This is a genomic window from Streptomyces sp. NPDC027189 (assembly GCF_055566975.1).
The window spans coordinates 47,193-73,280 of record NZ_JBVHRI010000018.1; the positions used below are offsets into that span (position 1 = coordinate 47,193).

Sequence of the window (26,088 nt, forward strand, 5' to 3'; positions counted from 1 at the left end):
AAGGCAGTCAGCGGCCTTCACGGCCGTAGCCTTCACGGCCTTCACGGCCGTAGTCGTTGCCGTAGCCTTCACGGCCTTCACGGCCGTAGTCGTTGCCGTGGCCTTCACGGCCTTCACGGCCGTTGTCGTTATGGCCGCCGTGGTCGTCCCTACGACGGTTGTGTCCGAACGCGCCTTCCAGGCGCCTGAAGATGTTCATGATTTGACCCTTCTCGTTCCCCTCGTCCCATCCTCCCACCGTTCGTGTATCCCATCTACGTTGTACGGAGTGGAATAGAAGGATTTCTTATCTAATTCCGATATAAAACAAGTACAGAAATGACAAAATACTATTAAAATGTGCCACGCTGCACTCCGAGGCCAGCCACCCATCAGCCGTGTAAACAACCCTGCGGGTCATTACACCTAGCGCGCCGCCGGGCCGGGCCGCCGCTGGCGAAGACAGGGCGGCGACCCCGCCGACAAGCCGGCCCGCGCCCGCCGTGCGCGGGCCTTGATGAGGCGGAGAAAGTTCAGACGGTGCTGAGAGCGACGGCTTTCAAGAGCGTCGTCATATCCGTGTCCCCACCCCATGTGACCTGCTTAAACGCCGTCCTGGTCGTTCTCGGCCGACTTGCTGGCCCACACATGGCCCATGAGGTCGGCCCAACGGGCATGACAGCAGTCACCCGGAGGACATGGACCATGCGTCGGGAGATTTACAGCGGGCTGGCTACACGCCCCCTGCCCAGCCAATCCGCGCGCCGCAGTTCCCTCTGCGGGGAGTACCCGTTTCTCAATGTCCGTCTCATGACCGGTTATTGGGCGGCTCATGGAGCCGGTGCGGGTTCGGAGACGGAGCGAGTGCAGGCGGAGTTGGCCGATGGAGGAGACGCGCCCGAAGGTCGGCTCGGGTGGCTGACGGCGCGTGGACACCAACGGCCACATACTGCCCACGTTTAGCGGGTGTTTACAGGATATCCGTACCTTTCCCGCACGGTGCATGACCACACCGAAAGGGGAAACATGAAGGTAAAGAAGCTGTCTGCAGCCCTCTTGGCCGCAGCTGCGCTGGCCTCCACGACAGCAGCTGCTCCAAGCAACGCGTCAACCCCCGTGGAAACGGAAGAGCAATTTCCGGTTCCCACCGCCGTCGAAGAGTCGGTCGGCAATCTCTCGGAGGGAACCTTGATTCACTGGACGGAGGGCTACGCAAGCGCTCCGTTGGACGCCTCTGTGCCGGAGAACTGGGACCGCGCCCGGTTCATCAACAAGTCCGCAGACGCGTCTGCGGCCGCTGCCGCGGCGGGTTTCTCCTGCACACTCTGGGTGGGAGACACACTCCTGTACGGAGTAAGGGGAAGACTGCAAGCCGGCACCGAGCAGACCTGCGAGGGCGCCTTTGCCAGACAGTGGACCAAGGGGAAATTCCAACGCAGCAGTTGGTCGGGCTGGAGAGACAGATCGGACGAAGCAACCTCGCAGAAGACGGCCAGACCGACACAGGACATCACCTGGACCATCCCCTGTGACGGCAGAGGCACCTACGACTACAGGCTCACCGCCGTGCCCTATGCCACCTCGTCCGAGGACGGGCGCACGGTAAGCGGGCCTCGGCTCTATGGTCACAAGGGGCGGTACGACTGCGGTACATGACGTGCCGTCCGCTTCCCTTGATGGAGCCGAGGAGCGATCGATGCGCATACGCGGTTGGAATGATCTCAGTAACGCCCAAGGCGGCTTCACCTACCGGCCTGAACTCTATCCATGGTGGCTGCGCCTTTGGCTGTGCGTTCCACTCCTCGACCGTTTCGGATTCCCTCTCGTAGTGCGCCTGCACGAGCGCGCGGCAGAGAAGCCCCGAGCGGGTGGCGGAGTCAGCGGTAGCTTCTCCTACCGGCCTGACGAACGAAAAGGCACGTTGGACTGACCGTGCAGGCCCTGCTCACCCGGAGATCGCAAACCCTCAGGGTTGAGCAGGGCTGGCACCACGAAGGCATGTCGAGTGAAGCGGGGTGTGCGTACATCGTGCTCATCCCGGCTGATGAGTGGTACAAGCCGGAGGTCAGGGACGCACTGATACGGGTTTCGCCTCGTCAGCCGCCTGGTCATGAGAGTGATCGCGGCCCAGGTGATCAAGCACTCGGAGTGCTGGACGAGCCGTTCGTAGTCCCGGGCCTTTTAGACGATGTCCTACGTGGTGAGGCGGATGAAGCGCTTGTAGCAGCAGATGGCGGCGGCGAGTCCGAGGAAAGCCAGGTAGTTGCGGGGATGGCGCTCATATCGAGGACTGAGTCGGCGGTAGCCGGACAGCCAGGACATGGTCCGCTCGATCACCCACCTTCGACGCCCTAATCGTTGGCTGGACTCGATGCCTTTGCGGGCGATGCGGACCCCGATGCGCTTGCCACGTAACCATCTGCGCAGGTCGGGCCTGTCGTAGGCCTTATCCGCGTGCAGGCGCTGCGGCTTGAAGTAGCGGCCGTTGTGGGGGTCGTGTCTCGTTTGGTGACCCTCGATCACGGGCTTCAGGCCTTCGCTGTCGTGGACGTTGGCAGCGGAGACGCCGACGAGTAGGGGCAGTCCGTTCGCGTCCGACAGGACGTGCATCTTGGAACCCGGCTTGCCCCGGTCCACGGGGCTCGGACCTGTGTGTTCGCCCCCTTTTTAGCGCGCACATGCGCGGAGTCGAGGACGACGCGGGAGACGTCGATCAGGCCGGCGTCGTCCAACTGGTGCAGGACCGCCTCGTGCAGACGGCCCCACACGCCGGCTCTCGACCAGATCATGAACCGACGGTGCGCGGTGGACTTCGATATCCCGAAGCACGGAGGCAGGGCCCGCCAGGCGCAGCCGCTGACTAGCACGTAGATGATCGCTGCGAACAGCGTCTCGTCAGGCGTATTCGCAGTTCCGCCACCCTGTGGCCGTACCCGGTCCTCCGGAATCAACGGCCGAGCGATCTCCCACAAGCCGTCCGGAACAATCCAACTCCACGTACCCCGCCCCATACACAGCCCAACGAGCGATCACCACGTAGGACATCGTCTTAGACGTCGTTTCTTTTGGTGTGATCGCTCGTTGAGCAGTGCATGACGGACCTGGTTGAGCGGTTGGTGCCGGATGAGTTGTGGGTGCTGTTCCGGAGGGTGGTCCCGCCGACGGAGGTGAAGCGCCCCCAGGGCGGAGGCCGGCGGCGGGCAGGTGACCGCGAGACGCTGGCGGCGATCATCTTCGTGGCCACCTCGGGCTGCACCTGGCGGCAGCTGCCGCCGGTGTTCGGGCCAGCCTGGCCCACGGTCTACCGGCGCTTCGCCCGGTGGAGCCGGGCCAGGGTCTGGGCCCGCCTCCACCGGGTCATCCTCGACGAACTCGGCGCCCGAGGACAGCTGGACTGGTCGCGGTGCGCGATCGACTCCGTCAGTGTCCGGGCGACAAAAGGGGGCCCCTGACCGGACCGAATCCGACCGACCGCGGCAAGAGCGGATCGAAAATCCACCTGATCACGGACCGGAACGGGCTGCCCCTGTCACTGGGCATCTCCGGCGCCAACATGCACGACAGTCTTGGCCTGGAACCGCTCGTACGCGGCATCCCGCCCATCCGCTCCCGACGCGGCCCGCGCCGCCGGCGTCCGGCCAAGCTCCACGCTGACAAGGGATACGACTACGACCACCTGCGCCGATGGCTACGCAAGCGCGGAATCCGCCTGGCGGATCGGATCGCGGTGATCGGCGGCGTGGACACCCACACCGACGTCCACCAGGCCGCAGTGATCGACTGCACGGGCCGGCACCTGGCCACCGCGTCGTTCCCCACGACGCCGGACGGCTACCGCCTGCTGCTGGCGTGGCTGCGTGCGCATGGCGAGCTGCAAGCGGTCGGGGTCGAGGGCACGGGAGCCTTCGGGGCTTCGCTGGCCCGGTTCCTGCGAGACAGCCGCGTCAGCGTGGTCGACGTGGACAGGCCTGACCGCTGCGCCCGCCGAGCCGGAGGCGGACACACGCGTGCGCGGGTCACTCCAGATATCCGAGCTCGTTGTCGGGTCGGCAGTGCGGGCAAGCATCCACGCCCTCGACGAGCGCCCGCACTGCCTGGTCCCGCTTCACTCCCTTGCTGCGTTTGCCTGCCATGTGGCAGCCGCCAACATGCACGTAGACGGCAGCTCGCCCCGTGAGCCCCTGCTCGATGAGCCAGTCCGGCTCGGGTGGGCGTGCATCGATGCCGCGCCGCCGTTCCTGCTCGCGGCGTTCCTCGTCTGCGATCCACCGCCGTGTGCGTTCGAGGTCGCCGTGCTGGACGCGTTCGAGAAAGCGCAGCAGACGAGGCGGGCCGGCAGATCGTCGTTCACGTGTTCGATTCTACGTTGGCAGGCTGGAGCACACCGAGTTTCCTCAGGCCCGCTCCGCCTCTTCCGGCACAAGTCGGCTTGTGAAGCCCGCGTCACGCAACCGCTCGAAGGCCGCCGCTACGTCGTGGGGGATCTGTTGCTCGATCATGAATCCCTGCCGGGGGTATACCAGGAGCCGCTGTTGGGCTCCAACCAGCATGTCAATGACGAGATTGGCGTCCTGGATCGAGTCGACGTAATCCGAAAGCGTCATCGGCGTGGACGCGCTCACCCACTCCACCTCAGGCCAGAGTTTCCGCGCTGTCGCGTAGGCCCGCCGTTCCTCGTACGGCTTGCTGACCAGTAGGACCGACGAGATGGGAACGTGCCGCTCTTCGAGCAAGGCGCGAGAGAAGCGGATGTTCTCGCCCGTATTCCGGGCCTTCGGCTCAACGAGGATGGCGTCCGCGGGGACCCCCAGCTCCACCGCGCGATCCCGATAGTGCTCGGCCTCGCCACGGGGCATCCGCTCACGCGTCGTTCGGCTGGTGGCCCCCGTGAAGACGATGAGTGGCGCCATGCCACGGTGGTACAGGTCTGCGGTGGTGTCAGCCACCCCCAGGTCGTGACTGCCGAGGCCAATCGCCACGGAGCATGGGCGCGGCTCGTGCCCCATCTGCTGGAAGTCCCAGAGCCGCTGAGCGTCGGCCCATGCCTGCGTCGAGATCACTTGCTCTCGCCCTCCGTGTTCGCCGAGTCGGGCACCTTGAAGTCGTAGGCCCACGCGAAGCGCGTAGCCGCATGGACCCCGATGGCGAACTCCACCACAGTGCCGTCCGCCGTATACGTGGTGCGGTGCAGCTCCACTACCCATTCACCTGGTGAGAGCTGGAGGAGCTGAGTCTCTTCCGTGGTGGGAACGCGTGCGAAGAGCTCTTCCTTCATGTGGTCGATTTCGTATCCGGCGTCGTACAGGACACGGAAGCCGCCACCGCGTCCAGCAGGCCCCGGAGTCGGATCGACGATGCGCGTGCCTTCGACGTGCTCGGGCCGGTAGTAGCTGGTCAGCGTATGGGTTGGCTGCGAGCCTTCCTTGACCAGGCGGGCACGTGCGTACACCTCTGCGCCGGCGGGAAGTCCGTGAGCTTCGGCCACGAGTGCCGACGCTTTCACGCGACTGACACTCTGGGTCTGCTCGTTCCTGCGGTACGCGCGACCCGACGCCACGCGGTCCGCGATGAACGCGACTTCGTCACCGTCGCGCCACTTGGCCTTGTCGTACCGCGCGATACCCAGCCGCTTCAGCGGAGCCTGCTGCCGTACGGCGGTGCCGTGGCCACGGGATGAGACCACTAGCCCCTCAGCTTCCAGCGCCTTGTAGGCCGCATGGACCGTGGACTTCGAGCCTTCACCCGCGTCCACCAGGTCCCGAATGTGCGGAAGCTGCTGGCCTGGGACGTACTCGCCGTTCCTGATCCGCTCCGCAAGGCGGTCCGCCAGTTCCCGCCACTTGGGTGCCACGGAGAACTCCTCTCGACGCGTCCCAGTGAAGCACAGTCCCAGGACTGTTGACAGTCCTAGGACTGCGGGTGCATTGTCTTCTCAGGCCGCTCGCAGTCCTAGGACAGCGAGCCGGAAGGGCCTTCTTTGGGCTGCTTCAAGCCGTGCATCACCAGGAGCCCCGCGATGGACGGGGGGAGGGCACCGGACAGTCGTCTGCCTCACGGCAGGCGATCCCTTGGCAGTCCGGATGGCAGACCGAAAGGTCAGGTCTCTGCCTGCAACGGGGCCCTAGCGGGCTGTTCCTTGATCCGGCAGTCGCGTCCCCGAAAGAGACCGCACATCCACCGCAGCTCGCTGCGGCCGGTTGCCTCCCTCGCCCGTCCAGCCCTCGCGGCTGTACGGGCGGGGCTGAGGGGAGCCGGGGCCGGCGCGTCCGGCCAGGCCCGCAACCTACGACGTCAGGGAGTCCGCATGTTCGGCAAGCAGTCGCAGCAGTCGCCCGACTTGACCTCACCCGAAGCCGTCCAGCGCGGCCAGGAGATCTACGACCGCATGGTGGCCGGCGAATGCGCCGACGTGGTGGCGGAGTTGGACGCCGCCTACGGCACCACCAACGAGAGCAACAACTGACTCACACCCACACCAACGGCGCGCCCCCGGAGCGGCTACTCCGGGGGCGCTGTCGGGCCGTCCCAGTTGAAGGAGAAAACGACCCATGAAGTGCATCGTTGCTGGTCATGTGGCTGTTACGCCGACTGAGTTCGCGGAGTTGGCCTTCGGTATCGATCTGGAGTTGTTCACCGGCCCGGGCCGGGAGTCGGACCTTGAGCGGGCGGCGCGGCTGGATGTGGCGCGGGAAGTGCTCGCGGAGCTCCGCGAGAGCGACCCGGAGGCCGCCGCCTACGCCGAGTCTCTACTGCGTTCGAGCCCGCTGAGGCAGCAGCCGGCCGCACGGCGCTCGCGCCGCGCGGCGAAGCGGCAGGGAATGCGCTGCACGGCCCGGACGGCGGTGGCTGCATGAGCGAGGCCCTGGCGTTCGATGAACTGGCGGTGCCGTTGCGGGCGTTGCGCTTGCTGGCCATGGACTTCGGGCATCTGGTGGCGCCGAACGTGCAGGTGTCCACGGTCTACCCGAACCAGCTGGAGCTTTCGTTCCACAACGGCCTGGCCGACTTCGAGGCGTGGCGAGAAGCGCTCGGGGCCAGCCCGGACAACGTGGTCTATCGCGAGCAGAACGGCGGACGCACGGGCGTGCTGAAGACGTCGTCCAACTACGCGGGCGCCGTGCTGAAACTGACCGGCTACGGCGACCTCGGCACTCCTGCTCCCTCGGGGGGTGCGGGATGAGACGCCGGGAGTCACGGCCGGCCGCGCAGATTGCTGCGCTGCAGGCGCTTCAGTCGGGCCTGACCAGGGTTCTGGTCACGGTCGCAGTGGTAGCGCTGGCGTTCACCGCAACGAACGTGACCCTGTTCGCCATCGATCACCACATCTCACCGTGGATCGCATGGCTACTGGACCCCATGGTGGCAGTCGCGTTGGGTGCGGTGCTGATCGTGGACGGGCGGCTGTCCGAGCACGGCGTCCACCCCTCGGGGTGGGCGAGCGCCCTGCGCTGGTTCGCCGGTCTGGGTACCTGGCTGATGAACTGCTGGGCCTCCCTGTGGCCGGACGGAGCCGCGTTCGGCATGCCGCGGCAGGTAGATCCGGCCGGGCTTGTCCTGCACTCGATTCCGCCTGTCCTGCTGATCGTCCTCGCCGAGGCGATCACCCACTACCGGCGCGCGATCCTCGAACGGATCGCCGTTCTACGCGACCAGGTGGACACCCCCCGAACCGAGGTGAACACCCCCGCACCCACCCCCGCGTCCACACCGTCCACCGCGCCGACCACGCCCGTCGTGGAGCGTGCGGTTCCGGCTCGGTCGTCGCTGGTCATCTGTGGTGCACAGCAGGTGTTCACCCTGGCTGTCCCGGCCCGTCCGGTCTCGGCTGGCGAGGGGGAGCGCGTGGCGGAGCGGCTGTCCACTGATCAGGCTCTGAACGTCATCCGCACGTGCTGGGTGATGGGCGAGTCCATCCGGACGGCCGCCCGGAAGTCCACCCGTTCACCCTCCTACGTCCAGACCGTCTATGCCCGGCTCACCGCGAGCGCTCAGGAGCCCGACCGGCTGGCGCTGACTAGCGGGGGCGAGCACTGATGCCGCACTCCTACGGCGCGTGCTTCGACCCGACCGGCGCCCGCTACGGAATCCCTACCTTCCCCTGGCGCTACGCCCCGGACGGCTACGCCACCCGCCGCCAACTCCGCGCCCGCGGCTTACGTCCTGGAGGTCAGCCGGTCGCGGCGCAGATGCTGCTCCCGCGCTACCGGCGCGGCCCGCTGGTCGCCTACCTCTACCTGATCGACCTGGCCAAGCCCGTTAGGCCGATGACGTCCCGCAGGTGCGGAGCGCTCGCGTTGGCGATGCTCGCTCGCCGCACCTGCCCGAAGTGCCGCGTGATCTACAGCTACTGCCTGCCGACCTCGCTCGGCATGTGCGTGCTGTGCGCGCACCCCGACGAACAGCGCGCCGCTTAACCCCTGTTGGCAGGCCCAGCCGGCAACTTCCTACGGCCCCGGCCGGGCCCTACTCCACTGAAGGAGTGCTCACAGCATGACCGAACTCAGCACCGAACCGGTAGCCGCAGAGGCTGCCCCCACCGCACCACCGCCCCCGACGACCGCGCCGCAGACCAGCAAGGCGCAGGACGTGAAGGAGGTCGACCACACGCCCGGTGGCTGGCCGGTCGTGCCGCTCGCCCTGTCCGGTGCGAACGGCACCGTGGGCGCTGTCGCCGCCGCATCCCTGGCGGGCGGACCGATCGCCGCCATGGTGGCCGCGACCGGCGCCGTTGTCCTCGGAACCGTCGCCGCCACCCGCTCCCGCACCCCCAACAAGCGTCGCGACACCCGACGCGCTGCCGCCCGCAGCGCCGGACGTGCCGCAGCCCGCAGCGCGGGGCTGCACCGCGGCGGCGCGAGCAGGACCGGGTCCGGGGGCCGCGGACACGGCTCCCGTTCCAGCCGCGCAAGTGGCACCGGGTCCGGCCGGGTGCCGGGCCAGCACCGCCGTGGCGCCGGCACTGCCGCACGTCACGGCAGCACCGCGAGCGGGACGCTAAACAAGCCCGGCCACGGGGCGCACAAGAGCAACGCGGGGAAGGCTGCGGGCCGCGTCGGGCAGGTCCGAGCGCTGCGCGGTGCCCAGCAGGCCGCGGCCGGCTCCCGGGCCGGGCAGCGGGCGCAGACCACCGCGGCCCGCCGCGCCGTCGCTGACGCTCGCCGCAACGCCAAGTACGCCGGTAGCGGTGCGGGCTTGACCAGCCGTGCCGGGCGTAAGGGCGGTGTGGCGGGGCGGATGCTCGGGGGTGCCGCTCGCAAGGCCCGTGCGGCACGGGATGCAGCGATCGCCAAGAACCGTGCACGTCGCGACCGCAAGGCCAGCGCCACGGTCGACGCCAAGCGCGGCGCCGTCCGTAAGGCACCCGCCCGAAAGGCTGCCCGGCAGGCGTTGCGCAGGTCCGCGGCCCGCTTCCAGGGCCGGCGTCTACTCGCCGCGCTGCTCGCCCTCCCGGTAGGGCTGCTTGGCTTCCTGACCAGCCCGATCGGCCGGAAGTTCAACCTGCCGTGGCTGATCCATCCCGGGCGGCGCCTGTACCGGCGCATCGTCGGGGCCGCCCGCGAGCAGCGCAACCTCCGCGATGACGCGATCCGCGAGGACCTCAGCGAACGGGAGGCCGCCGCGGACGCGGAAGCCGCCACGGACGGCAGCGACGGCATCGCCGACGACGTGCAGCGGCCCCCGCATCAGGTTCCGACCAGCACGAACGTCCCTGTCAGTGAAGGAGAGAACGTGTCCGGCTTCCGGTTCGAAGAGGCCGCTTCCGAGATGGAGCAGGCCGCCAACTCCTACGACCCCGAGAACGCCATGGAGATCCTCGCCATGGTCGAAGGCCTTCCGGCCGCGCTGACCAGCGTGGCGAACGTGATGAAGATCCTCGCCGAGCGCTCCGACTCCGAGTTCCCGCTGGAGAAGGAGGTCGCGGACGGCTTCAACGACATCTTCGGCGCCCTGATGAGCGCCGTCGCGGTCGCCGAGGACATGGGCCCGCTGTTTAGGCAGGTCCACGCGCAGGACATCGCCCGGCACGAGGACCCCCGCAACGGCCCGCAGGCTGAGAAGGGTTGGAACGTCTGAGATGAGCAGCACCGCCACCGCCAAACAGCAGAGCAGTGGCCCGGTGCTGGACTGGAGCGCCGGTCACGGACCCGTGACCGGCGCCCTGTCCGCCACCACCGGAGCCTTCGCCCTCGCCACCACCGGCGCCGCCACCGCCATGCCCCCCGGCTGGGCCCTGGCCGTCGGCGCCGCGGGCGCCCTCGGTCACACCATCGCCGGCATCCGCGTCCGCAACGCCGGCCGCACCCTCGCCACCCGCGCCGCGTCCTGGCTCGTCGGCGCCGGATGGACCACCTGGGCCATGACCCACGGCCCGCTCACCTGGGCCGCCCTCGGCTCGCTCGCCACCATCGGCGTCGGCATCGGCGCCGCCGCCCGCTCCGCCGCCCTCTACGAAGAGGCCTGCGAGGAAGAGGCAATCGCCGCGGAGCAGCGGGAGATTGCCCGGGAGCTCTCCGCGGAGCGGCGGGCGATCGCCGCGGAGTGGATCGAGCGGATCCAACGGATCTGCCACATCACCGTGCGCGTGCTTGGGGTCGAGAAGTGGGAGACCGGCGCCGGCTACTCCCTGGATCTCGAACCCGAGGGCGGGATCACGTACGACCGGATCGCTCAATACTCCGTGGCGCTGTCCGCGGATGCCAAGCTGCCACATGGCTGCACCGCCACCGCGGGCCCTGGCATTCATCAGGGCCGGACGATCCTGGACGTGACCACGGTCAACGTCCTCCAGGACGAGTGCCCCTACCCGAACGACTACGGGCCGCTCTCCGTCCTTACCGGGATTCCGTGGGGGGTGCGGACGAATGGCGAAGTGGTCTCCGCTTACCTGCGCGAGCAGTGCGCGCTGGTCGTCGGGCCGACGGGTTCGGGCAAGACGAACATGCTGCACGACATCCTCGCCGGATTCGCCCGAGCCGAGGACCTCCTCACGTGGGTGATCGACCTCAACGCCGGATCGGCCGGACTCCCTTGGGCGCTGCCCGCGCTGAACGGGGAGCTGGAGCGGGAGGACGGCAAGCCTGTTCGGCCCGGTATCGACTGGCTCGCCGGCACGCATGAGGAAGCCCTCACGATGCTCGACACCGCGCTCGCCGTCGGCCTGCACCGCAAGAAGGCCTACCAGGACGTCCTGGCAAAGGCGAACACGGACCTGCTCCCGGTCAGCGCGAAGATCCCGCAGATCATGCTGGTCATCGATGAGGGTGCGGAGATCCTGGTCAGCACAGACCGGCAGATGAAGGAGCTCGCAAAGAAGATCCTGGAAGTCATCCGCATGCTGCGCGCCATGGGCATCCGCACCGTGCTGACCGCCCTCGGAGCGACCGGCAGCGTGCTCGGCAACCTGATGATCCGCCGCGAGGGAAAGGTGCGCGTCGCCCTCACGGGTGGCGAGACGGAGGGCATGGACCTGGGGAAGATGTTCCCCGGCCGCCGCGGGCTCCGCGTGGACCAAGCCCCGTACCAGGGCGCGGGGTTCATGGGCACCCCAGAGTCGCCGGCCGCGCTGTTCAAGGCGTGGCGCATTCTCCCGAACCAGATCCGGGAGATCACCGCCGCGACCTCCGAGCGGCACCCGCGGCTGGACGACGTGTCCGCCAAGGCTGCCGGACCCGCGTACGCGCGGCGTTGGGACGCCGAGCGCACCGCGTGGATGCGTGACCTCACCCCCGACGCCGGCGCGGGCATCGAGTCGTCCGCAGCAGCCGGGGCGGGGCTGAACCTGTCCGCGCTGCGCAGCGAGACACCCGAGCCGTCATCACACGAGGACGAGATGCTGCGGCGCTTCCGGGCAGAGATTGACGCACAGTTCGGCACCGCACCCGAGCCGGCCGCGACGGATGCGGAGGCCTCGGCGCCGGGCGGGTTGAACCTGTCCGCCCTCAACCGCGAGCAGGAGCAGGACAGCCCGGCGCAGCGGGCCGCGCTCGCCCTGCTCCTCGCTTCCGGGACGGAGGGAACTGGAGCGTCCGCGATCGCCCGAGCGCTCACCGACGAGTACGGCACCACCCGTCAGACGGTCGTTCGGTGGCTTCAGGAATGGTCGAAGGACGGCACCGCGGTCCGCGTCGGGGAGGGCACCAAAGCCCGCTACGTCCACCGCGACAACGCCCCCGGAACTTCCTCCGAGGGCTGACCTTGTCGCTTGTCGCCCCCACTCAAAGAGAGGCCGTGCGCCGGGTCCGTGGGGCCCGGAAACGGCTTGTGACCTGGGAGGCGACAAGCGACAAGACAAGCGACAAGACAAGACAAGCGACAAGCCCCACGACAAGAGAGACGACAAGCAACGCGACAAGCAAACCCACCCACCGCACGGGCCCGCGCCACCTTCGGCGCGGGCCCGCGGCACACCCAAAGGGAGCCCCGCCATGGGCCACAACGACCCGCCCGGAATCATCGCCCCGCACATACCCGCAGACGCCTGGAACCGCGCGCAGGCGACCGGTCAGCCCGTCGTCATCGTCGCCGCGGCGACGAACGAGAACGCCATCACGCTGCGCCGGATCGTCGTCCCGTTCGCGATCGCCGGGGCCGCCGTGCTCGGCGGCTGGGGACTGGTCGCCGCGCTGTGCTTCCTCCTCGACTTCGCCGCGCACACCGCAACCGTCATCGCCGGCGCCGCAGGCCCCATCGGGGTCGGTGGCGTCACCCTCAAGCTCGCCCGCAACAAGGGCGCCTAGCTACGCCAAGGGCGGCCCCCTCGTCTCGCCAAAGTCGCGGGGCCGCCCTTGTCCACCCGATCCCTACAGACCTGTGGAGGTCTTCCAGCATGACCCATCCCACCGACAGCAGGCGAGACTTACTCGCCACTGCCCTGTCGGCCGCTGAGCGCGGCTGGCACGTCTTCCCCCTCCGCCCCGGCACGAAGCGGCCCGCGCTGCACGGAGAAGCCGCCTGCACCCGGGCCAGGGCGTGCGTGGACGGACACCGCAAGTGGGAGCAGCGCGCCACCACCGACCCGGACCGCATCCGCGGCACGTGGGAGCGGGCGCCGTTCAACGTCGGTATCGCCACCGGCCCCTCCGGGCTCCTGGTGGTGGATCTCGACCTGCCGAAGGACAACAGCAATGGGGACGCGCCTAGCGGCACGGCGACCTTTGAAGCGCTCTGCGAGCGCACCGGGCAGCCCGTCCCTACCACCCACCGCGTGCGGACCGCGAGCGGCGGAGGGCACCTGTACTTCGCCGCCCCGGCCGGCATCCGGCTGACCAACACCGCGGGCAGTCTCGCCCCGCTGGTCGACACCCGCGGCTGGGGCGGATACGTCGTCGGCACCGGCAGCACCACACCGGCCGGCCCGTACACCCTCACGGACGACACGGCCCCTGCTGAGCTGCCCGCATGGCTTGTGCGCCTGCTGGAGGAGCCCGCGCCCCGGCCGGTCACACCGTTCGCCTGGCCGACGCTCAGCGGCAGCCGCGCGGCCACCGCCGCTCTGGAGCGGGAATGCCAGGTGGTGGTGGCGGCGCCGGAAGGGGCGGGCAACATCACGCTCAACCGGTGCGCCTTCAAGGTGGGGCGCTTCGTCGCGTGGGGCGACATCGCCCGGCACGTAGTGGAAGAAGCCTTCCAAGGGGCCGGAGAGGCTCGGAGACTCACCGCTGCCGAGTGCCGCGCCACGATCCGCAGCGCCCTGGACAGCTCCATCCGCAAAGCCCGGCCCCGGGATGCGGCATGAGCACCCCACCCCATCCCCCCTTGGAAGGCCAACCGGCAGCCACGACCGACCCGCAGGACGCCGAACAGAGCACGCCTGATCCGGCCGTGGGCGAGCCGAAGGGCGTCGCCGAAGGCGTCCCCACTGCTGTTCGCCCCGACCCGCCAAGCCGCGACGGACGGTATCCGATCGCGTGGTTGCAGATCTGCGCTCCGCGCGGCGCCGTCCCCACCGCCACGTCGAAGTGCCTGTGCGGGCGGGATCGCAGCGCCGTGGGCCGCTCCCGGGTGCTGGCCCTGATCAGCGACCACGAAACCCACCGCGGCACCTGCCCGCTCCGCACTCCCCAGGAAGGGAGGACCGCCGCATGACCAGCAACCAGGTTCCCGGCCCGTCCATCGACGGAGCCGCGGTGCTCAACGAGGTGGAAGCCTTCCACCGCCGCTTCAACGTCTTCCCCCGCGAAGCCGCCTACGTCGCCGTGACCTTGTGGGACGCGCACGCGCACCTGATCGAGTGCTTCGAGACCACGCCGCGGATCGCGTTCCTGTCCCCGGAGCCCGGATCGGGCAAGTCGCGGGCGCTGGAGATTGTGGAACTCCTGACCCCCCGCCCGATGACGACGGTGTCCGCTTCCGCGAATGCCCTGTATCGGCTGGTCGACTCGTCAGCCGGCTTGCCCACGGTTCTGTTCGATGAGGTGGACACCATCTTCGGCCCCAAAGCGGGAGCCGATGAGGCACTGCGCGGCTTCCTGAACGCCGGCTACCGGCGCAGCGGGGGCGCCCTGCGGTGCGTTGGGGACGGCTCGAACCAGAACGCGCAGATCTTCGGTTCCTACTGCGCGGTCGCCATGGCCGGGCTCGGCTCCCTGCCCGACACCGTTCTCACGCGCTCGGTCATCGTCCGCATGCGCAAGCGCGCCCCGAACGAGAAGGTGGAGCCCTACCGGCAGCGCACCCACGAGAAGCAAGGCCACACCCTGCGGGATCGGCTCGCCAAGTGGGCCGACACCGTGCGCGAGCGGGTGGCGAACGCGTGGCCCGAGATGCCCGAGGGCGTCACCGACCGGCCCGCGGACGTGTGGGAGCCCCTGCTCGCCGTCGCGGACGCGGCCGGGGGCGACTGGCCGGCACGGGCCCGGGCCGCCTGTGTGGAACTGATCAGCGCAGCCCACGACAACGACGAATCCTCGATCGGCATCAGGCTGTTGACCGATCTCCGCGACAAGGTGTTCTGCGGCGCGGACCGCATGCCCACCGCCGCGATCATCGAATGCCTGCTCCGCATGGACGACGGACCGTGGGGCGATTTGGACGACAAGCCGATCAACTCCCGTACGTTGGGACGGCTGTTGGGGCAGTACGTCACCCACGCCAACAAGCCCATCAAGTCGCGCGGCATTCGCACCCCCTCCGGGTTCCCCAAGGGCTACTACTCGGAGGACCTCGCGGACGCGTGGGTGCGCTACTGCCCTCCGCCCCCTGGAGAATCCGCCACGTCCGCCACGTCCGCCACACCGCAGGTCAGCGGGGGTGAATCCATGGCGGATAGCGCCACAGCCATCCGCCACACGTCCGCGGAAACCGCCACACAGCCCGTCTTCGCCGGCTGACCAAACCGGCTCTTCCGGTGCCGCCACACCTGCCGGGTGTGGCGGCACCTATCCGCCACAAAACCGCTATCCGCCACATGATCAAGGCTCTGACCTGCGATGTGGCGGCGTGGCGGACGTGGCGGATTACCCAGAAGGAAGCCAACAGCCCCGTTTGGGAGGCCGCAGTGAGTTCCGCCCTGCCCACCACTCACCAAGCGCTCACGGTTCCCGAGGTGATGGAGGCACTGAGTCTCAGTCGCTTCAAGGTCTATGACCTCATCCGCTCTCGCCAGCTCAAGAGCATCAAGATCGGCCGTTGCCGCCGCGTGCCGGCCGACGCACTCCGCGCCTTTATCGATGACCAGTTGGAGGAAGCTGCCTGATGGCACGCAAGAGGAATCCGAACGGCGCCGGCAGCATCTGGCAGCGCAAGGATGGCCGGTACGAAGCCCGTGTGTACGTCCCGCAACCGGACGGCACCCGCAAGCGCAAAACCGTGTATGGCGCCACCTGGGAGGAGTGCGACGAGAAGCGCCAAGAACTGGTCCGACGCGACCGCCAGGGAATCCCCACGCCCTCCAGGTCCGCGAAGCTCTCCGAGTGGCTGCCGTACTGGCTGGAGGAGCACATCAAGCCCCACCGGAAGCGCACCACTTACGTGAAGTACGAGATGCACGTGCGGCTCTACCTCGTGCCCCTACTGGGCAGTCGCCGGCTGGAGTCGCTGACGACCGCGAACGTGCGACAGATGATCTCAAAGGTCACCGCGCAGGCGTCGACAGCAACCGCGAAGGAAGCGCACCGCGTGCTGCGCACGGCTCTCGCGGCCGCCTGTCGTGAGGAGCTCATCAGCCGCAACGTCGTGCAGTTGGTCCCCGCCCCCCGAGTCGAGTCGCGCGAGCTTCAACCCTGGTCGCTGGACGAGACCCTGACGTTCCTGGAAGCCGCGCGGACCGACCCGCTCTATGTGGCGTTCGTCCTGGCGGTCGCACTCGGGTTGCGGCGCGGGGAGATCCTCGGGTTGCAATGGAAGGACGTGGACCTTGACCGGCGCGTCCTCACGGTGCGCACCACACTGAACCGCGGCGGCAAGGAGCTGTACCTCGACACGACGAAGAACCGGCGAGCACGGGTGATCCCGATTCCTCTGATGTGCGTCGCGCCGCTCCGGTGGCAGCGTCTTAGGAAAACGGACCGGCGAGCGGCTGCCGGCGTGGATTGGCACGACAGTGATCACGTGTTCACCACTCGCAGTGGTCGGCCGATCGAGCCGCGGAACCTGTACCGGTCGTTCCTCCGCATCTCGTCGTCCGCGGGGCTGCCTCGGGTCCGCCTGCACGACACCCGCCACGGCTGCGCGTCGCTGCTGTTCGCGGCCGGCGTCGCGCCCCGCACCGTGATGGAGATCCTGGGGCACTCGCAGATCTCGGTGACGATGAACGTCTACACCCACGTGAGCGACAGCGACCGGCGGGAGGCCATGGGCCACATGGATCGTCTGCTCAAACGGCGCCGTTAGGCGGGACTGCCGTCAAGAACTACCGTCAACGCCCCCGTGATCCATGATCGCGGGGGCGTTGTCCCTGGTAGGGATTGAGCCCCCTGTCGGATTCGAACCGACGACCTTCGCTTTACAAGAGCGGCGCTCTGACCAGCTGAGCTAAGGAGGCGTGCACGCGTGCGTGCCTGGCGTGCACGCATGCACGCCCGTGCAGTGTACCCAGGTCCCAGCCGTGTCCTGTCGAAAATTTCCGCGAAGTTCACAGGGCCACAGGTACTGACAGACCGAGTGAACGCCAGGTACCGTCCTGACCCAGTTCACCCTTGTGGACTACACCACCACCTTTACAACGGATCGTCCGGCACGTTCCTGCCGGTGAAGGGGGCCCATCACCATGGCCACTGTCTCGTTCAACAAGGCGACCCGCATCTACCCGGGTGGCGACAAGCCCGCCGTCGATCAGCTCGAGCTCGACGTCGCGGACGGCGAGTTCCTCGTCCTCGTCGGTCCCTCCGGCTGCGGAAAGTCCACCTCCCTGCGCATGCTCGCGGGTCTCGAGGACGTCAACGCCGGCTCGATCCACATCGGTGACCGCGACGTCACGCACCTGCCGCCCAAGGACCGGGACATCGCCATGGTGTTCCAGAACTACGCGCTCTACCCGCACATGACGGTCGCCGACAACATGGGCTTCGCGCTCAAGATCGCCGGTGTCCCGAAGGCCGAGATCCGCCAGAAGGTCGAGGACGCGGCGAAGATCCTCGACCTCACCGAGTACCTCGGCCGCAAGCCGAAGGCCCTCTCCGGCGGTCAGCGCCAGCGTGTCGCCATGGGCCGCGCCATCGTGCGTGAGCCCCAGGTCTTCCTCATGGACGAGCCGCTGTCGAACCTCGACGCCAAGCTCCGCGTCTCGACCCGTACGCAGATCGCCTCGCTGCAGCGCCGCCTCGGCATCACCACCGTGTACGTCACCCACGACCAGGTCGAGGCCATGACCATGGGCGACCGTGTGGCCGTACTCAAGGACGGTCTGCTCCAGCAGGTCGACTCGCCGCGCAACATGTACGACCGCCCGGCGAACCTGTTCGTGGCCGGCTTCATCGGCTCCCCCGCGATGAACCTCGTCGAGGTCCCGATCACCGACGGCGGCGTGAAGTTCGGCAACAGCGTCGTCCCGGTCAACCGTGAGGCACTCAAGGCCGCCGCCGACAAGGGCGACCGCACGGTCACCGTCGGCGTCCGCCCCGAGCACTTCGACATCGTCGAGCACAACGGCGAGGCGGCCAAGTCGCTGTCGAAGGACACCGAGGACGCTCCGGCCGGCCTCGCCGTCTCGGTGAACGTCGTCGAGGAGCTCGGCGCCGACGGCTACGTCTACGGCAGCGCCAAGGTCGGCGACGACCTCAAGGACCTCGTCGTCCGCGTCAGCGGCCGCGCGGTGCCGGAGAAGGGCGCCACGCTGCACGTCGTGCCGCGTCCGGGCGAGACCCACGTGTTCTCGACCTCGACGGGCGAGCGCCTCTCCGACTGACGCGCCTGATACCCCCGCCGCGCCTGACGCGCCTGATCCGACCAAGGCGGCATCAACACCCCGAGGTCGCTCCAACGCCCCGTAGGGGTGGAATTCACCCAAGTTGATGAAGAGGGCCCCGCAGCCAGCTGCAGGGCCCTCTTCGTTGTCGACAAATACCCCGGCAGACCGGTCATTTCGATACGTGTGCGTCAACGCACTACCCAAAAAACGCCGCTTCCTTATCCCCCGAACCGGTGACTAAATGTCGCCAAATCATCACCCCGCGCTACCCTCACTCGCGTGAAGCACTCCACCACTAACCAACGGACCCGGCGTGGCCGTGGCCCCGCCCGCCGGATCGGCCGCACCCTCGCCCTCGTTCTGCCTGTCGTCCTGGTGCTCTCCGGGACCCTCGCGGTCACCCGAGTCAACTGGTCGGGGAATCCCTCGAACTCGGTGCTCACCGCGTCCGAAGCCATGTCGTCAGACGTCTCCACGCGAGCCGTCACCCGCGCCCCGCAGGACGTCCTGCGCGACAAGCTTCTGCTGGAGCTCCAGGAGAAGAACCCGGGCGTCGCGCTCACCCACCTCCAGGAGGCGGTGAACGAGCGCCCGTCGCTCGCGAAGCACTGCATCGCCATCGCCCGCGCCCTGGGCCGCGCCGCGGTCCGCGCGTACGGCCCGACGCGCGCCCAGTCCTTCGCCCGCCCCGTCTGCGACACGTCCTTCGCCTCGGGGGTCGCGGCCACACACTTCTGACCCACGCACTTCCGGGCCGCTTGCCTCCGACCGCCATGAAGCGGCCGATTCGGGACCGCCAGGTAACGGCTGATCAAGGAACGGTTGTCGCCAGAAGCCGCGAGCGGGGCGCCACGTACAGTTCGGTCATGACCGATCCGAACGCCGCGTCGCGCCCCGTTCAAGCCGTTGTCCTGGCCGGCGGCCAGGGCTCCCGGCTGCGCCCCTACACCGACGACCGGCCCAAGCCGATGGTCGAGATCCCCGGCACCGGCACCCCGATCATCGGCCACCAGCTGACCTGGCTCGCCGAAGAGGGCGTGACCGATGTCGTCGTGTCCTGCGGCCACCTCGCCGAGGTCCTCCAGAAGTGGCTGGAGTCGGCCGACCTGCCCGTCAACGTCACGACGGTCGTCGAGTCGGAGCCCCTCGGCCGCGGCGGCGGCCTCAAGTACGCCGCCGCGCACCTCCCCCACCCCGACCAGCCGTGGTACGCGACGAACGGCGACATCTGGACCCGTTTCTCGCTGCGCGACATGGCGGACTTCCACACCGAGCGCGACGCGGCCGCGACCCTCGCCCTCGCCCGCCCCCGCATCCCGTGGGGCGCCGTCAAGACGGACGGCTTCGGCCGCGTGACGGACTTCATCGAGTCCCCGCCCACCACGTACGAGATCAACGCGGGCGTCTACGTCTTCTCGGCCGAGTTCGCGGACATGCTCCCCGAGCGCGGCGACCACGAGCGCACCACGTTCCCCCGGCTGGCCCGCGAACGCCGCCTGGCCGGCTTCCCGATCCCCCAGGGCGCGTACTGGCGCGCCATCGACACGGCCAAGGACCTGCGGGAAGCGGCGAAGGAGCTCGCGGCGCTGAGGCGTTAGACACCCTTCCGGTACGTCGAAAGACACCGTTCCGGTATGTCGAAAGACATCGTTCCGGTACGTCGAAGGGGTCCCGCACGTCGGCCGTGCGGGACCCCTTCGTCGTCTTCGTCGTCGTATCAGCCGGTGGGCTGCTTCAGGATGCCGCCCACCGGCCCGCCTACCCCAACAGGCCACCCACCAGCCCCGGCTGCCCGGAGGAGCCGCCGCTGCCGGAGCCGCCCCCCGTCGAGCCGCCCGTGGAGCCACCGCTCGACGTGCCGCCGCTGGACGTCGGGCCCGCGCTGGTGCTCGGGGCCTGGTTCACCGGTGCGGACTGCTGGGGCGGGGCCTGGCCGCTGCCCGCAGTCTGGCTGGGCCCGCTGCTGACCGAGCCGGTCTCGTGGACCGCGCCCGGCGTGGTGGCCGCGCCCGACGGGGACGAGGAGCTGCCCTGGGTGGGCGCCTCGGAGGCCGACGGGGTGACCTTGTGGTGGCGCTTGCCGGGCGTCTCGGGGAGCGGGGAGCCGGGCAGTTCGTTGCGCGGGGCCTCGCCGGGGCCCGGTACGACGACCCGGTCGGCGTCGCGGACGGCGCCGCCGAGGAGCGAGCCGATGAGCAGCGTGAGGCCCACGACGACGGCCGAGACGAGCGCGCCGCGGCGCAGCACCCGCTGCCGCAGCTCCCAGATGTCGGCACGCGGCCCGAGCCTGCGCCACGCCTCGCCGGCCAGTCGTCCGTCCACGGAGTACACGGGGGCGCCCGCGATGATCAGCGGGGACCAGGCGGCGAGGTAGATGATGTCCGGCGCGTCGTAGGCGGGCACCGTCTTCCAGCTGACGGTGACGATGAGCGCCGCCGACAGCATCGCGCCCACGACGGCGGCGACCCGCTGCCACAGACCGAGCACCGTGAGGACGCCCACGATGACCTGGAAGAAGGCGATGACGAGCCCGGCGCCGACGGGGTGCTGGAGCGCGAACTGCCGCAGCGGCTCGGCGACTTCCCAGGGGTGCAGCGTGTTGAGCCACTTCACCATGGAGCCGCGCTTGCCGCCGTCGAAGTAGACGGGGTCGCAGAGCTTGCCCATGCCGGCGTAGATGGAGATGAACCCGAGGAAGACGCGCAGCGGGAGGAGCACGACCCCGAGGTTCATGCGACGGCCGGGGTAATAGGCATGCCGGACGGGATCCGCGCCGTGGCGCCTGCCGCGCGCCTCGCCGTCCTCGTCCTCGCCCTCCTCGAAGGCCTCCTCCCCGAACGCCTCCTCCTCGAAGGCCTCCTCCCCGAACGCCTCCTCCTCGAACTCCCCTCCCATATAGGTCGGTTCGTCGTAGGCGCTGCCCACCGTGCGCATACGCGGCAGCAGTCGGGGCTCGCCGGTTTCGGGGGAGTGGGTGCGCTGGCTGCCGACGAGGGGCGTCTCGACCGTGTCGACGGTCAGGTCCGCGTCGTAGCCATAGTGCTCGTCGATGCGCGGAATGACCTGGGTCGCGCCGGCGTCGCCCGCCGGGTCGACCGCGCCGTGGCGCAGGCTTGTACTCCGTACGGCCTGCAGCAGCCGGTGGGCGCCCGTGTCGTCCGGCGCGGACTTCCCACTCCAGACGACGGGCGCGCGGCGGCGGGCCCCGGTGGCCGAACCGGCCGCGCCCGCTCTGCCCGCCGTACCGACGGCGGCGATCCGCGCGGTGTCGTCGGTGGAGCTCAAGTGCCGTGCGTGACGCGAGGATTGGTTCCGCGGGGCGGCGCCTAGCTGCACGCGGAAGCTCGCATGATTGACGATGACCTGCGCCGGATCGCTCGGCACCTTCACCATGCTCAGCGCGGGAGCGTCGTCGAATCCCGACGAGCGGTCCCCCGTGGGTGTGCGGGGTGTTCTGGTGTCCACACTCATCTAACCGAGTGACGTGTGTTTAGGACACTGCTTTGACCGCGCCGATCTGTCCGGACCGCGTCAAGGTCATCACGGTCGTCCGGATTGCCCCACGCGGGCGACTTCGCGCACATCCGTTCAGCCGCGCCGAGCCCACCCGGCACGGCTGCTCAGACGCCTCAGGCGCGGCGGCGCGATGCCTCGTACAGCACAACTCCCGCCGCCACACCGGCGTTCAGCGACTCCGCGCCACCCGGCATCGGAATCCGCACGCGGAAGTCACAGGTCTCACCGACGAGCCGCGACAGGCCCTTGCCCTCGCTGCCGACGACGATGACGACGGGGCCACCCAGGGCCTCCAGCTCGCCGAGCTCGACCTCACCGTCCGCGGCGAGGCCGACCACCATGAGGCCCGCCTTCTTGTACGCCTCGAGGGCCCGCGTCAGGTTGGCGGCCCGGGCGACGGGCGTACGGGCCGCGGTGCCGGCGGACGTCTTCCAGGCGCCGGCGGTCATGCCGGCCGCGCGCCGCTCGGGCACGACGACACCGTGCCCGCCGAAGGCGGAGACGGACCGGACCACGGCACCGAGGTTGCGCGGGTCGGTCACACCGTCGAGGGCGACGATCAGCGGGTCCTTGCCCTCGTCGTACGCGGCGGCGGCGAGGTCCTCCGGGTGCGCGTACTCGTACGGCGGGACCTGGAGGACGAGGCCCTGGTGGTTGAGGCCGTTGGTCATACGGTCGAGCTCGGGGCGCGGCGCCTCCATGAGGTGGATGCCACCACGCTCACCGGCGAGCTGAAGGGCTTCCCGTACCCGCTCGTCGTTGTCGATGAACTGCTGGACGTAGAGCGTGACGGCGGGCACGCCCTCGCGCAGCGCCTCGACGACGGGGTTGCGCCCGACGACCATCTCGGACGTGCCCTTGCCACCGCGGCCGCGCGGCGCGGGACGGCGCGCGGTCTGCTTGGCCTTGGCGGTGGCGATGCGGTTCTTCTTGTGCCCCTTGCGCATCTCGGCGGGCGGGGTCGGGCCCTTGCCTTCCAGGCCCCGGCGTCGCTGGCCGCCACTGCCGACCTGCGCGCCCTTCTTGCCGGACATGCGGCGGTTGTTAGCGGCCATGACCTACCTGTCTGTGTGAAGCGTGCGTACGTACGTATTTCGAGTGTCGTATATGAGTGTGCCGCCCGGAGAGCCGGGCGGCACAATCGATCAAGAAACGCTCAGCGCGGCCCGAGCGTCCAGCGCGGCCCCTGCGGGCCGTCCTCGATCACCAGACCGGACTGGTTGAGCTGGTCCCGGATGGCGTCGGCGGTCGCCCAGTCCTTACGGCTGCGCGCCGCCTCACGCTGCTGGAGCACAAGACGTACGAGGGTGTCGACGACGCCGTGCAGATCCTCGCCCCGGTCGCCCTCACCGGCCCAGTGCGGGTCGAGCGGGTCGAGCCCGAGGACGCCGAGCATGGCCCGTACCTCGGCGAGGCGGGCGACGGCGGCTTCCTTGTCGTCGGCGGCGAGGGCGGAGTTCCCCTGCCGCACGGTCGTGTGCACGATGGCGAGCGCCTGCGGCACGCCCAGGTCGTCGTCCATCGCCTCGGCGAAGGCGGGCGGCACCTCGGCGGCGGGCTCGACGGCTCCCCCGGCCTTCTCCACCACCCGCTGCACGAAGCCCTCGATCCGCGCGAACGCCGACTCGGCCTCGCGCAGCGCCTCTTCGCTGTACTCGATCATCGAGCGGTAGTGCGGGGTGCCGAGGTAGTAACGCAGCACGATCGGCCGCCACGTCTTGACCATCTCGCTCACGAGCACGGAGTTGCCCAGGGACTTGGACATCTTCTCGCCGCTCATGGTGACCCAGGCGTTGTGCACCCAGTACTTGGCGAACTCGTCGCCGAAGGCCTTGGCCTGCGCGATCTCGTTCTCGTGGTGCGGGAAGATCAGATCGATTCCGCCGCCGTGGATGTCGAAGGCGGAGCCCAGGTACTTGTGCGCCATGGCGGAGCACTCCAGGTGCCAGCCGGGGCGCCCGCGTCCCCACGGCGTCTCCCAGCTCGGCTCCCCCGGCTTGGCGGCCTTCCACATCGCGAAGTCGCGCGAGTCCCGCTTGCCGGTCTCGCCCTCGCCGGACGGCTGGAGCAGGTTGTCCAGCTCCTGGTTGGACAGCCGGAGGTACTCGGGGAAGGACCGCACGTCGAAGTAGACGTTCCCGTCGGCCTCGTACGCGTGACCGCGCTCGATGAGGCCGCGCATCATCTCGATCATCTCGGTGATGTGCCCGGTGGCGCGCGGCTCGTAGGTCGGCGGGAGGCACCCGAGCGCGTCGTAACCGTCGTTGAACGCCCGCTCGTTCTCGTACCCGATCGCCCACCAAGGGCGGCGCTGGTCGGCCGACTTGGTGATGATCTTGTCGTCGATGTCCGTGACGTTCCTGATGAACGTCACGTCATAGCCGCGGTACTCGAACCAGCGGCGCATGATGTCGAAGTTGAGGCCCGAGCGGATGTGCCCGATGTGCGGTGCGGCCTGCACGGTGGCGCCACACAGGTAGATCGAGACACAACCCGGCACGAGCGGGGTGAAGTCACGGATCTGCCGGGCGCTGGTGTCGTACAGGCGAATAGTCACCACTCCAGGGTAGTGGCCCCTGGGCAGTGCCCTGCGACCCTCCGCCCCAAGGGGCACGTATTCGTGACATACGGGGGCCACGGCTGACGTCGGACGCGTGTTGGGCGGCTGGTGGGGGGCTGCCGCCGCCCGAACCCGCGCTCAGCTCGCCCGTACCACCAGCGCCGTAGCCACCGCCATCAGTCCCTCGTCCCGCCCGGGGAAACCAAGACCGTCCGTCGTGGCGCCGGAGACCGACACCGGCGCCCCCACCGCGTCCGACAGAATCTTCTGCGCCTCGTCCCGCCGCTTCCCGATCTTCGGACGCGGCCCGACGACCTGCACGGCGACATTGCCGATGACGAACCCCGCCGCCCGCACGATCCGCGCGGCCTCCGTCAGCAGCGTGACGCCCGAGGCACCGGACCACTCGGGCCGCCCGGTCCCGAAGTGGGCGCCGAGGTCACCGAGCCCGGCAGCGGAGAACAGCGCGTTGCACGCGGCATGCGCGACGACATCCGCGTCGGAGTGCCCCGCGAGCCCGGGCCCCTCCCCCTCCCACAGCAACCCGGCGCACCACAGCTCCCGCCCGTCCTCGAAGGCGTGAATGTCGGTACCGATGCCGACCTGCGGCAGCGCAGGCGCATCGGGGCGCTCAGAACCCATCGTTCAGCCTCCGCCGCGCCAGAACCGCCTCCGCGAGTACGAGATCAAGCGGCCGCGTCACCTTGAACGCCTCCTCGTGCCCGGGCACCACGACCACCGGCAGCCCCAGCTGCTCGACCATGCTCGCGTCGTCGGTCACGTTGTCGGTGACGGTCTCGTGGGCGCGTACGAGCGTCTCGCGGTCGAACCCCTGCGGCGTCTGCACGGCGCGCAGCCGCGACCGCTCGGGCGTGGCCACGACGCGCTCCGGCGCACCGGCGACGGCCGAGGGCTCGACCTCCTTGACGGTGTCGGCGAGGGGCAGCGCCGGTACGACGGCGGGAGCCCCCTCCCGTACGGCCTCGATGACGGCGTCCACGGTGTCGACGGGCACGAGCGGCCGGGCCGCGTCGTGCACGAGAACGATGTCGATGCCGGGCGGCAGCGCGTCGAGTCCGTACTTCACGGACTCCTGGCGGCTGTCTCCGCCGGGGACGACCAGGAAGTCGGTGCGCTCGGGCAGCGCGTGCGCGTCGAGCAGCGTCTTCACCTCGGCCGCGCCGTCGGGCGGGGCCGCGACGACGACCAGCGAGACCGCGCGGGACGCGGCCATCGCGCGGACCGCGTGAATGAGCATCGGGGTGCCGTTCAGCGAGCGGAGCGCCTTGGGGGCGCCGGGGCCGAGGCGCACGCCCCGGCCGGCGGCCGGAATCACGGCCGCCGTACGCGATCCCGAAAGCGAAGGGCGCGAATCGTCAGACATCGGTTCCTGTCAGGTTTGTGTGCTCGGCCGGGGTGGGTATGGCCTGGGGGTACCCCCTGCTCGGAGAGCTGGGGGAGTGCCGGGCGCGACGCCTTGACCGGGGACCCTTCCGTGACATCCGGTCGAGCCGGCTGCCCGGGCCCGGTACGCCAGGTATCGGATACACCGGTATACGTATACCGAGTGAACATCCGGTATTCCGAGTGGGCGCGAGTACGAAGTGGATACGAACATGCCGCAGCGCCCGGCGACAGCAATTGCGTCATCGGGCACCGCGGCATTTCACTGCGCAGCTGCGCGGGC

At 69.3% G+C, this 26,088-nt stretch carries 27 protein-coding genes, 1 tRNA gene and 3 pseudogenes; 19 read left to right on the plus strand and 12 right to left on the minus strand.

Going from position 1 to position 26,088, the window contains the following annotated elements:
• Positions 1 to 7: 7 nt before the first annotated feature.
• Positions 8 to 199, minus strand: a complete 192-nt coding sequence (locus ACZ4RZ_RS33915) for a hypothetical protein (protein WP_467750541.1) — start codon at positions 197 to 199, stop codon at positions 8 to 10.
• Positions 200 to 1,005: 806 nt separating this feature from the next.
• Here ACZ4RZ_RS33915 and ACZ4RZ_RS33920 point away from each other — a divergent pair.
• Positions 1,006 to 1,635 carry a hypothetical protein gene (locus ACZ4RZ_RS33920; RefSeq protein ID WP_467750543.1) on the plus strand — a complete coding sequence of 210 codons (630 nt, stop codon included), beginning with the start codon at positions 1,006 to 1,008 and terminating at the stop codon, positions 1,633 to 1,635.
• 426 nt (positions 1,636 to 2,061) lie between these two features.
• Here ACZ4RZ_RS33920 and ACZ4RZ_RS33925 read toward each other — a convergent pair.
• Both ACZ4RZ_RS33925 and ACZ4RZ_RS33930 read right to left on the minus strand, forming a co-directional pair.
• Positions 2,062 to 2,157 (minus strand): annotated as a pseudogene (locus ACZ4RZ_RS33925) (IS5-like element IS4811 family transposase); the annotation flags it as partial.
• 15 nt (positions 2,158 to 2,172) lie between these two features.
• A protein-coding gene (locus tag ACZ4RZ_RS33930; RefSeq protein ID WP_467750544.1) for an IS5 family transposase occupies positions 2,173 to 2,990 on the minus strand; the annotation gives its coding sequence in 2 pieces (ribosomal slippage) (positions 2,173 to 2,648 and positions 2,648 to 2,990; 819 coding nt in all).
• Between the two features lie 81 nt (positions 2,991 to 3,071).
• Between ACZ4RZ_RS33930 and ACZ4RZ_RS33935 the strand changes: the two are divergent.
• Positions 3,072 to 3,706: pseudogene (locus ACZ4RZ_RS33935) on the plus strand (IS5 family transposase); the annotation flags it as partial.
• Positions 3,707 to 3,727: 21 nt separating this feature from the next.
• Positions 3,728 to 3,925, plus strand: a pseudogene (locus tag ACZ4RZ_RS33940) (IS110 family transposase); the annotation flags it as partial.
• Between the two features lie 70 nt (positions 3,926 to 3,995).
• Here the strand turns inward: ACZ4RZ_RS33940 and ACZ4RZ_RS33945 are convergent.
• The 3 genes from ACZ4RZ_RS33945 to ACZ4RZ_RS33955 form a co-directional block, all read right to left on the minus strand.
• On the minus strand, positions 3,996 to 4,301 hold the full coding sequence (locus tag ACZ4RZ_RS33945; protein WP_467750756.1) for a DUF6233 domain-containing protein: 306 nt from the start codon (positions 4,299 to 4,301) through the stop codon (positions 3,996 to 3,998).
• Between the two features lie 72 nt (positions 4,302 to 4,373).
• Positions 4,374 to 5,039 (minus strand): YdcF family protein, encoded by a 666-nt coding sequence (locus ACZ4RZ_RS33950; protein ID WP_467750546.1) that lies wholly within the window; start codon positions 5,037 to 5,039, stop codon positions 4,374 to 4,376.
• Entirely contained in the window at positions 5,036 to 5,830 is a 795-nt protein-coding gene (locus ACZ4RZ_RS33955; protein ID WP_467750547.1) for a GntR family transcriptional regulator, read from the minus strand. The genes ACZ4RZ_RS33950 and ACZ4RZ_RS33955 overlap by 4 nt, the downstream gene beginning before the upstream one ends.
• Before the next feature lie 453 nt (positions 5,831 to 6,283).
• Here ACZ4RZ_RS33955 and ACZ4RZ_RS33960 point away from each other — a divergent pair, with 453 nt between their 5' ends.
• The 13 genes from ACZ4RZ_RS33960 (at position 6,284) to ACZ4RZ_RS34020 (ending at position 16,809) form a co-directional block, all read left to right on the plus strand.
• A complete protein-coding gene (locus ACZ4RZ_RS33960) occupies positions 6,284 to 6,442 on the plus strand; it encodes a hypothetical protein (RefSeq protein ID WP_467750549.1) in 159 nt (52 codons plus the stop codon).
• A gap of 85 nt (positions 6,443 to 6,527) precedes the next feature.
• On the plus strand, positions 6,528 to 6,833 hold the full coding sequence (locus tag ACZ4RZ_RS33965) for a hypothetical protein (protein ID WP_467750551.1): 306 nt from the start codon (positions 6,528 to 6,530) through the stop codon (positions 6,831 to 6,833).
• Positions 6,830 to 7,159, plus strand: a complete 330-nt coding sequence (locus tag ACZ4RZ_RS33970) for a hypothetical protein (RefSeq protein WP_467750553.1) — start codon at positions 6,830 to 6,832, stop codon at positions 7,157 to 7,159. Before ACZ4RZ_RS33965 ends, ACZ4RZ_RS33970 begins: the two co-directional genes overlap by 4 nt.
• Complete coding sequence (locus tag ACZ4RZ_RS33975; protein ID WP_467750555.1) at positions 7,156 to 8,013, plus strand: hypothetical protein; 858 nt, start codon at positions 7,156 to 7,158, stop codon at positions 8,011 to 8,013. The genes ACZ4RZ_RS33970 and ACZ4RZ_RS33975 overlap by 4 nt, the downstream gene beginning before the upstream one ends.
• Positions 8,013 to 8,393, plus strand: coding sequence for an RRQRL motif-containing zinc-binding protein (locus tag ACZ4RZ_RS33980; RefSeq protein ID WP_467750557.1), 381 nt, complete (start codon positions 8,013 to 8,015; stop codon positions 8,391 to 8,393). The genes ACZ4RZ_RS33975 and ACZ4RZ_RS33980 overlap by 1 nt, the downstream gene beginning before the upstream one ends.
• A 76-nt stretch (positions 8,394 to 8,469) precedes the next feature.
• The gene (locus ACZ4RZ_RS33985; protein ID WP_467750559.1) at positions 8,470 to 10,053 is read left to right on the plus strand and encodes a hypothetical protein; all 1,584 of its coding nucleotides are present in this window, start codon (positions 8,470 to 8,472) and stop codon (positions 10,051 to 10,053) included.
• A gap of 1 nt (position 10,054) precedes the next feature.
• Positions 10,055 to 12,172: a hypothetical protein gene (locus ACZ4RZ_RS33990; RefSeq protein WP_467750561.1), complete on the plus strand. Its 2,118-nt coding sequence runs from the start codon at positions 10,055 to 10,057 to the stop codon at positions 12,170 to 12,172.
• A 232-nt stretch (positions 12,173 to 12,404) separates the two neighbouring features.
• Positions 12,405 to 12,716: a hypothetical protein gene (locus tag ACZ4RZ_RS33995; protein WP_467750563.1), complete on the plus strand. Its 312-nt coding sequence runs from the start codon at positions 12,405 to 12,407 to the stop codon at positions 12,714 to 12,716.
• Between the two features lie 89 nt (positions 12,717 to 12,805).
• Positions 12,806 to 13,714 (plus strand): bifunctional DNA primase/polymerase, encoded by a 909-nt coding sequence (locus ACZ4RZ_RS34000; protein ID WP_467750565.1) that lies wholly within the window; start codon positions 12,806 to 12,808, stop codon positions 13,712 to 13,714.
• Positions 13,711 to 14,064, plus strand: coding sequence for a hypothetical protein (locus tag ACZ4RZ_RS34005; RefSeq protein ID WP_467750567.1), 354 nt, complete (start codon positions 13,711 to 13,713; stop codon positions 14,062 to 14,064). Before ACZ4RZ_RS34000 ends, ACZ4RZ_RS34005 begins: the two co-directional genes overlap by 4 nt.
• Positions 14,061 to 15,308: a DUF3631 domain-containing protein gene (locus ACZ4RZ_RS34010; RefSeq protein WP_467750569.1), complete on the plus strand. Its 1,248-nt coding sequence runs from the start codon at positions 14,061 to 14,063 to the stop codon at positions 15,306 to 15,308. Before ACZ4RZ_RS34005 ends, ACZ4RZ_RS34010 begins: the two co-directional genes overlap by 4 nt.
• A gap of 167 nt (positions 15,309 to 15,475) precedes the next feature.
• Positions 15,476 to 15,673, plus strand: a complete 198-nt coding sequence (locus tag ACZ4RZ_RS34015) for a helix-turn-helix domain-containing protein (RefSeq protein ID WP_467750757.1) — start codon at positions 15,476 to 15,478, stop codon at positions 15,671 to 15,673.
• The gene (locus ACZ4RZ_RS34020) at positions 15,673 to 16,809 is read left to right on the plus strand and encodes a tyrosine-type recombinase/integrase (protein WP_467750571.1); all 1,137 of its coding nucleotides are present in this window, start codon (positions 15,673 to 15,675) and stop codon (positions 16,807 to 16,809) included. The genes ACZ4RZ_RS34015 and ACZ4RZ_RS34020 overlap by 1 nt, the downstream gene beginning before the upstream one ends.
• A 77-nt stretch (positions 16,810 to 16,886) precedes the next feature.
• Here ACZ4RZ_RS34020 and ACZ4RZ_RS34025 read toward each other — a convergent pair.
• Positions 16,887 to 16,960, minus strand: a tRNA-Thr gene (locus ACZ4RZ_RS34025).
• 225 nt (positions 16,961 to 17,185) lie between these two features.
• Here ACZ4RZ_RS34025 and ACZ4RZ_RS34030 point away from each other — a divergent pair.
• From ACZ4RZ_RS34030 to ACZ4RZ_RS34040, 3 genes are all read left to right on the plus strand, one after another.
• Positions 17,186 to 18,322, plus strand: coding sequence for an ABC transporter ATP-binding protein (locus ACZ4RZ_RS34030; protein ID WP_467750573.1), 1,137 nt, complete (start codon positions 17,186 to 17,188; stop codon positions 18,320 to 18,322).
• A gap of 282 nt (positions 18,323 to 18,604) precedes the next feature.
• On the plus strand, positions 18,605 to 19,063 hold the full coding sequence (locus ACZ4RZ_RS34035) for a hypothetical protein (RefSeq protein WP_467750575.1): 459 nt from the start codon (positions 18,605 to 18,607) through the stop codon (positions 19,061 to 19,063).
• Positions 19,064 to 19,191: 128 nt separating this feature from the next.
• Positions 19,192 to 19,923: a nucleotidyltransferase family protein gene (locus ACZ4RZ_RS34040; protein WP_467750576.1), complete on the plus strand. Its 732-nt coding sequence runs from the start codon at positions 19,192 to 19,194 to the stop codon at positions 19,921 to 19,923.
• A 160-nt stretch (positions 19,924 to 20,083) separates the two neighbouring features.
• Here ACZ4RZ_RS34040 and ACZ4RZ_RS34045 read toward each other — a convergent pair whose 3' ends face one another.
• The 5 genes from ACZ4RZ_RS34045 to ispD all read right to left on the minus strand — a co-directional run bounded on the left by ACZ4RZ_RS34045 (position 20,084) and on the right by ispD (position 25,785).
• A complete protein-coding gene (locus ACZ4RZ_RS34045; protein ID WP_467750578.1) occupies positions 20,084 to 21,796 on the minus strand; it encodes a DoxX family protein in 1,713 nt (570 codons plus the stop codon).
• Between the two features lie 158 nt (positions 21,797 to 21,954).
• Positions 21,955 to 22,896, minus strand: a complete 942-nt coding sequence (gene rlmB, locus ACZ4RZ_RS34050; RefSeq protein ID WP_467750580.1) for a 23S rRNA (guanosine(2251)-2'-O)-methyltransferase RlmB — start codon at positions 22,894 to 22,896, stop codon at positions 21,955 to 21,957.
• A gap of 101 nt (positions 22,897 to 22,997) precedes the next feature.
• A complete protein-coding gene (cysS, locus tag ACZ4RZ_RS34055; RefSeq protein WP_467750582.1) occupies positions 22,998 to 24,398 on the minus strand; it encodes a cysteine--tRNA ligase in 1,401 nt (466 codons plus the stop codon).
• 141 nt (positions 24,399 to 24,539) lie between these two features.
• A complete protein-coding gene (ispF, locus tag ACZ4RZ_RS34060) occupies positions 24,540 to 25,043 on the minus strand; it encodes a 2-C-methyl-D-erythritol 2,4-cyclodiphosphate synthase (RefSeq protein WP_467750583.1) in 504 nt (167 codons plus the stop codon).
• A complete protein-coding gene (ispD, locus tag ACZ4RZ_RS34065) occupies positions 25,033 to 25,785 on the minus strand; it encodes a 2-C-methyl-D-erythritol 4-phosphate cytidylyltransferase (RefSeq protein ID WP_467750585.1) in 753 nt (250 codons plus the stop codon). The genes ispF and ispD overlap by 11 nt, the downstream gene beginning before the upstream one ends.
• Positions 25,786 to 26,088: the final 303 nt, after the last annotated feature.

Excerpts from the sequence above, each read along its gene's own strand:
- ACZ4RZ_RS33985 (WP_467750559.1), top strand. The coding sequence starts at position 8,470 with ATGACCGAACTCAGCACCGAACCGGTAGCCGCAGAGGCTGCCCCCACC.
- ACZ4RZ_RS33990 (WP_467750561.1), top strand. The coding sequence starts at position 10,055 with ATGAGCAGCACCGCCACCGCCAAACAGCAGAGCAGTGGCCCGGTGCTG.
- ACZ4RZ_RS34020 (WP_467750571.1), top strand. The coding sequence starts at position 15,673 with ATGGCACGCAAGAGGAATCCGAACGGCGCCGGCAGCATCTGGCAGCGC.
- ACZ4RZ_RS34040 (WP_467750576.1), top strand. The coding sequence starts at position 19,192 with ATGACCGATCCGAACGCCGCGTCGCGCCCCGTTCAAGCCGTTGTCCTG.
- ACZ4RZ_RS33920 (WP_467750543.1), top strand. The coding sequence starts at position 1,006 with ATGAAGGTAAAGAAGCTGTCTGCAGCCCTCTTGGCCGCAGCTGCGCTG.
- ACZ4RZ_RS33980 (WP_467750557.1), top strand. The coding sequence starts at position 8,013 with ATGCCGCACTCCTACGGCGCGTGCTTCGACCCGACCGGCGCCCGCTAC.
- ACZ4RZ_RS34030 (WP_467750573.1), top strand. The coding sequence starts at position 17,186 with ATGGCCACTGTCTCGTTCAACAAGGCGACCCGCATCTACCCGGGTGGC.
- ACZ4RZ_RS33975 (WP_467750555.1), top strand. The coding sequence starts at position 7,156 with ATGAGACGCCGGGAGTCACGGCCGGCCGCGCAGATTGCTGCGCTGCAG.
- ACZ4RZ_RS34005 (WP_467750567.1), top strand. The coding sequence starts at position 13,711 with ATGAGCACCCCACCCCATCCCCCCTTGGAAGGCCAACCGGCAGCCACG.
- rlmB (WP_467750580.1), bottom strand. The coding sequence starts at position 22,896 with ATGGCCGCTAACAACCGCCGCATGTCCGGCAAGAAGGGCGCGCAGGTC.
- ACZ4RZ_RS33965 (WP_467750551.1), top strand. The coding sequence starts at position 6,528 with ATGAAGTGCATCGTTGCTGGTCATGTGGCTGTTACGCCGACTGAGTTC.
- ACZ4RZ_RS33960 (WP_467750549.1), top strand. The coding sequence starts at position 6,284 with ATGTTCGGCAAGCAGTCGCAGCAGTCGCCCGACTTGACCTCACCCGAA.
- ACZ4RZ_RS33970 (WP_467750553.1), top strand. The coding sequence starts at position 6,830 with ATGAGCGAGGCCCTGGCGTTCGATGAACTGGCGGTGCCGTTGCGGGCG.
- ACZ4RZ_RS34000 (WP_467750565.1), top strand. The coding sequence starts at position 12,806 with ATGACCCATCCCACCGACAGCAGGCGAGACTTACTCGCCACTGCCCTG.
- ACZ4RZ_RS33995 (WP_467750563.1), top strand. The coding sequence starts at position 12,405 with ATGGGCCACAACGACCCGCCCGGAATCATCGCCCCGCACATACCCGCA.
- ACZ4RZ_RS34010 (WP_467750569.1), top strand. The coding sequence starts at position 14,061 with ATGACCAGCAACCAGGTTCCCGGCCCGTCCATCGACGGAGCCGCGGTG.
- ispD (WP_467750585.1), bottom strand. The coding sequence starts at position 25,785 with ATGTCTGACGATTCGCGCCCTTCGCTTTCGGGATCGCGTACGGCGGCC.
- ACZ4RZ_RS34045 (WP_467750578.1), bottom strand. The coding sequence starts at position 21,796 with ATGAGTGTGGACACCAGAACACCCCGCACACCCACGGGGGACCGCTCG.
- ispF (WP_467750583.1), bottom strand. The coding sequence starts at position 25,043 with ATGGGTTCTGAGCGCCCCGATGCGCCTGCGCTGCCGCAGGTCGGCATC.
- ACZ4RZ_RS33915 (WP_467750541.1), bottom strand. The coding sequence starts at position 199 with ATGAACATCTTCAGGCGCCTGGAAGGCGCGTTCGGACACAACCGTCGT.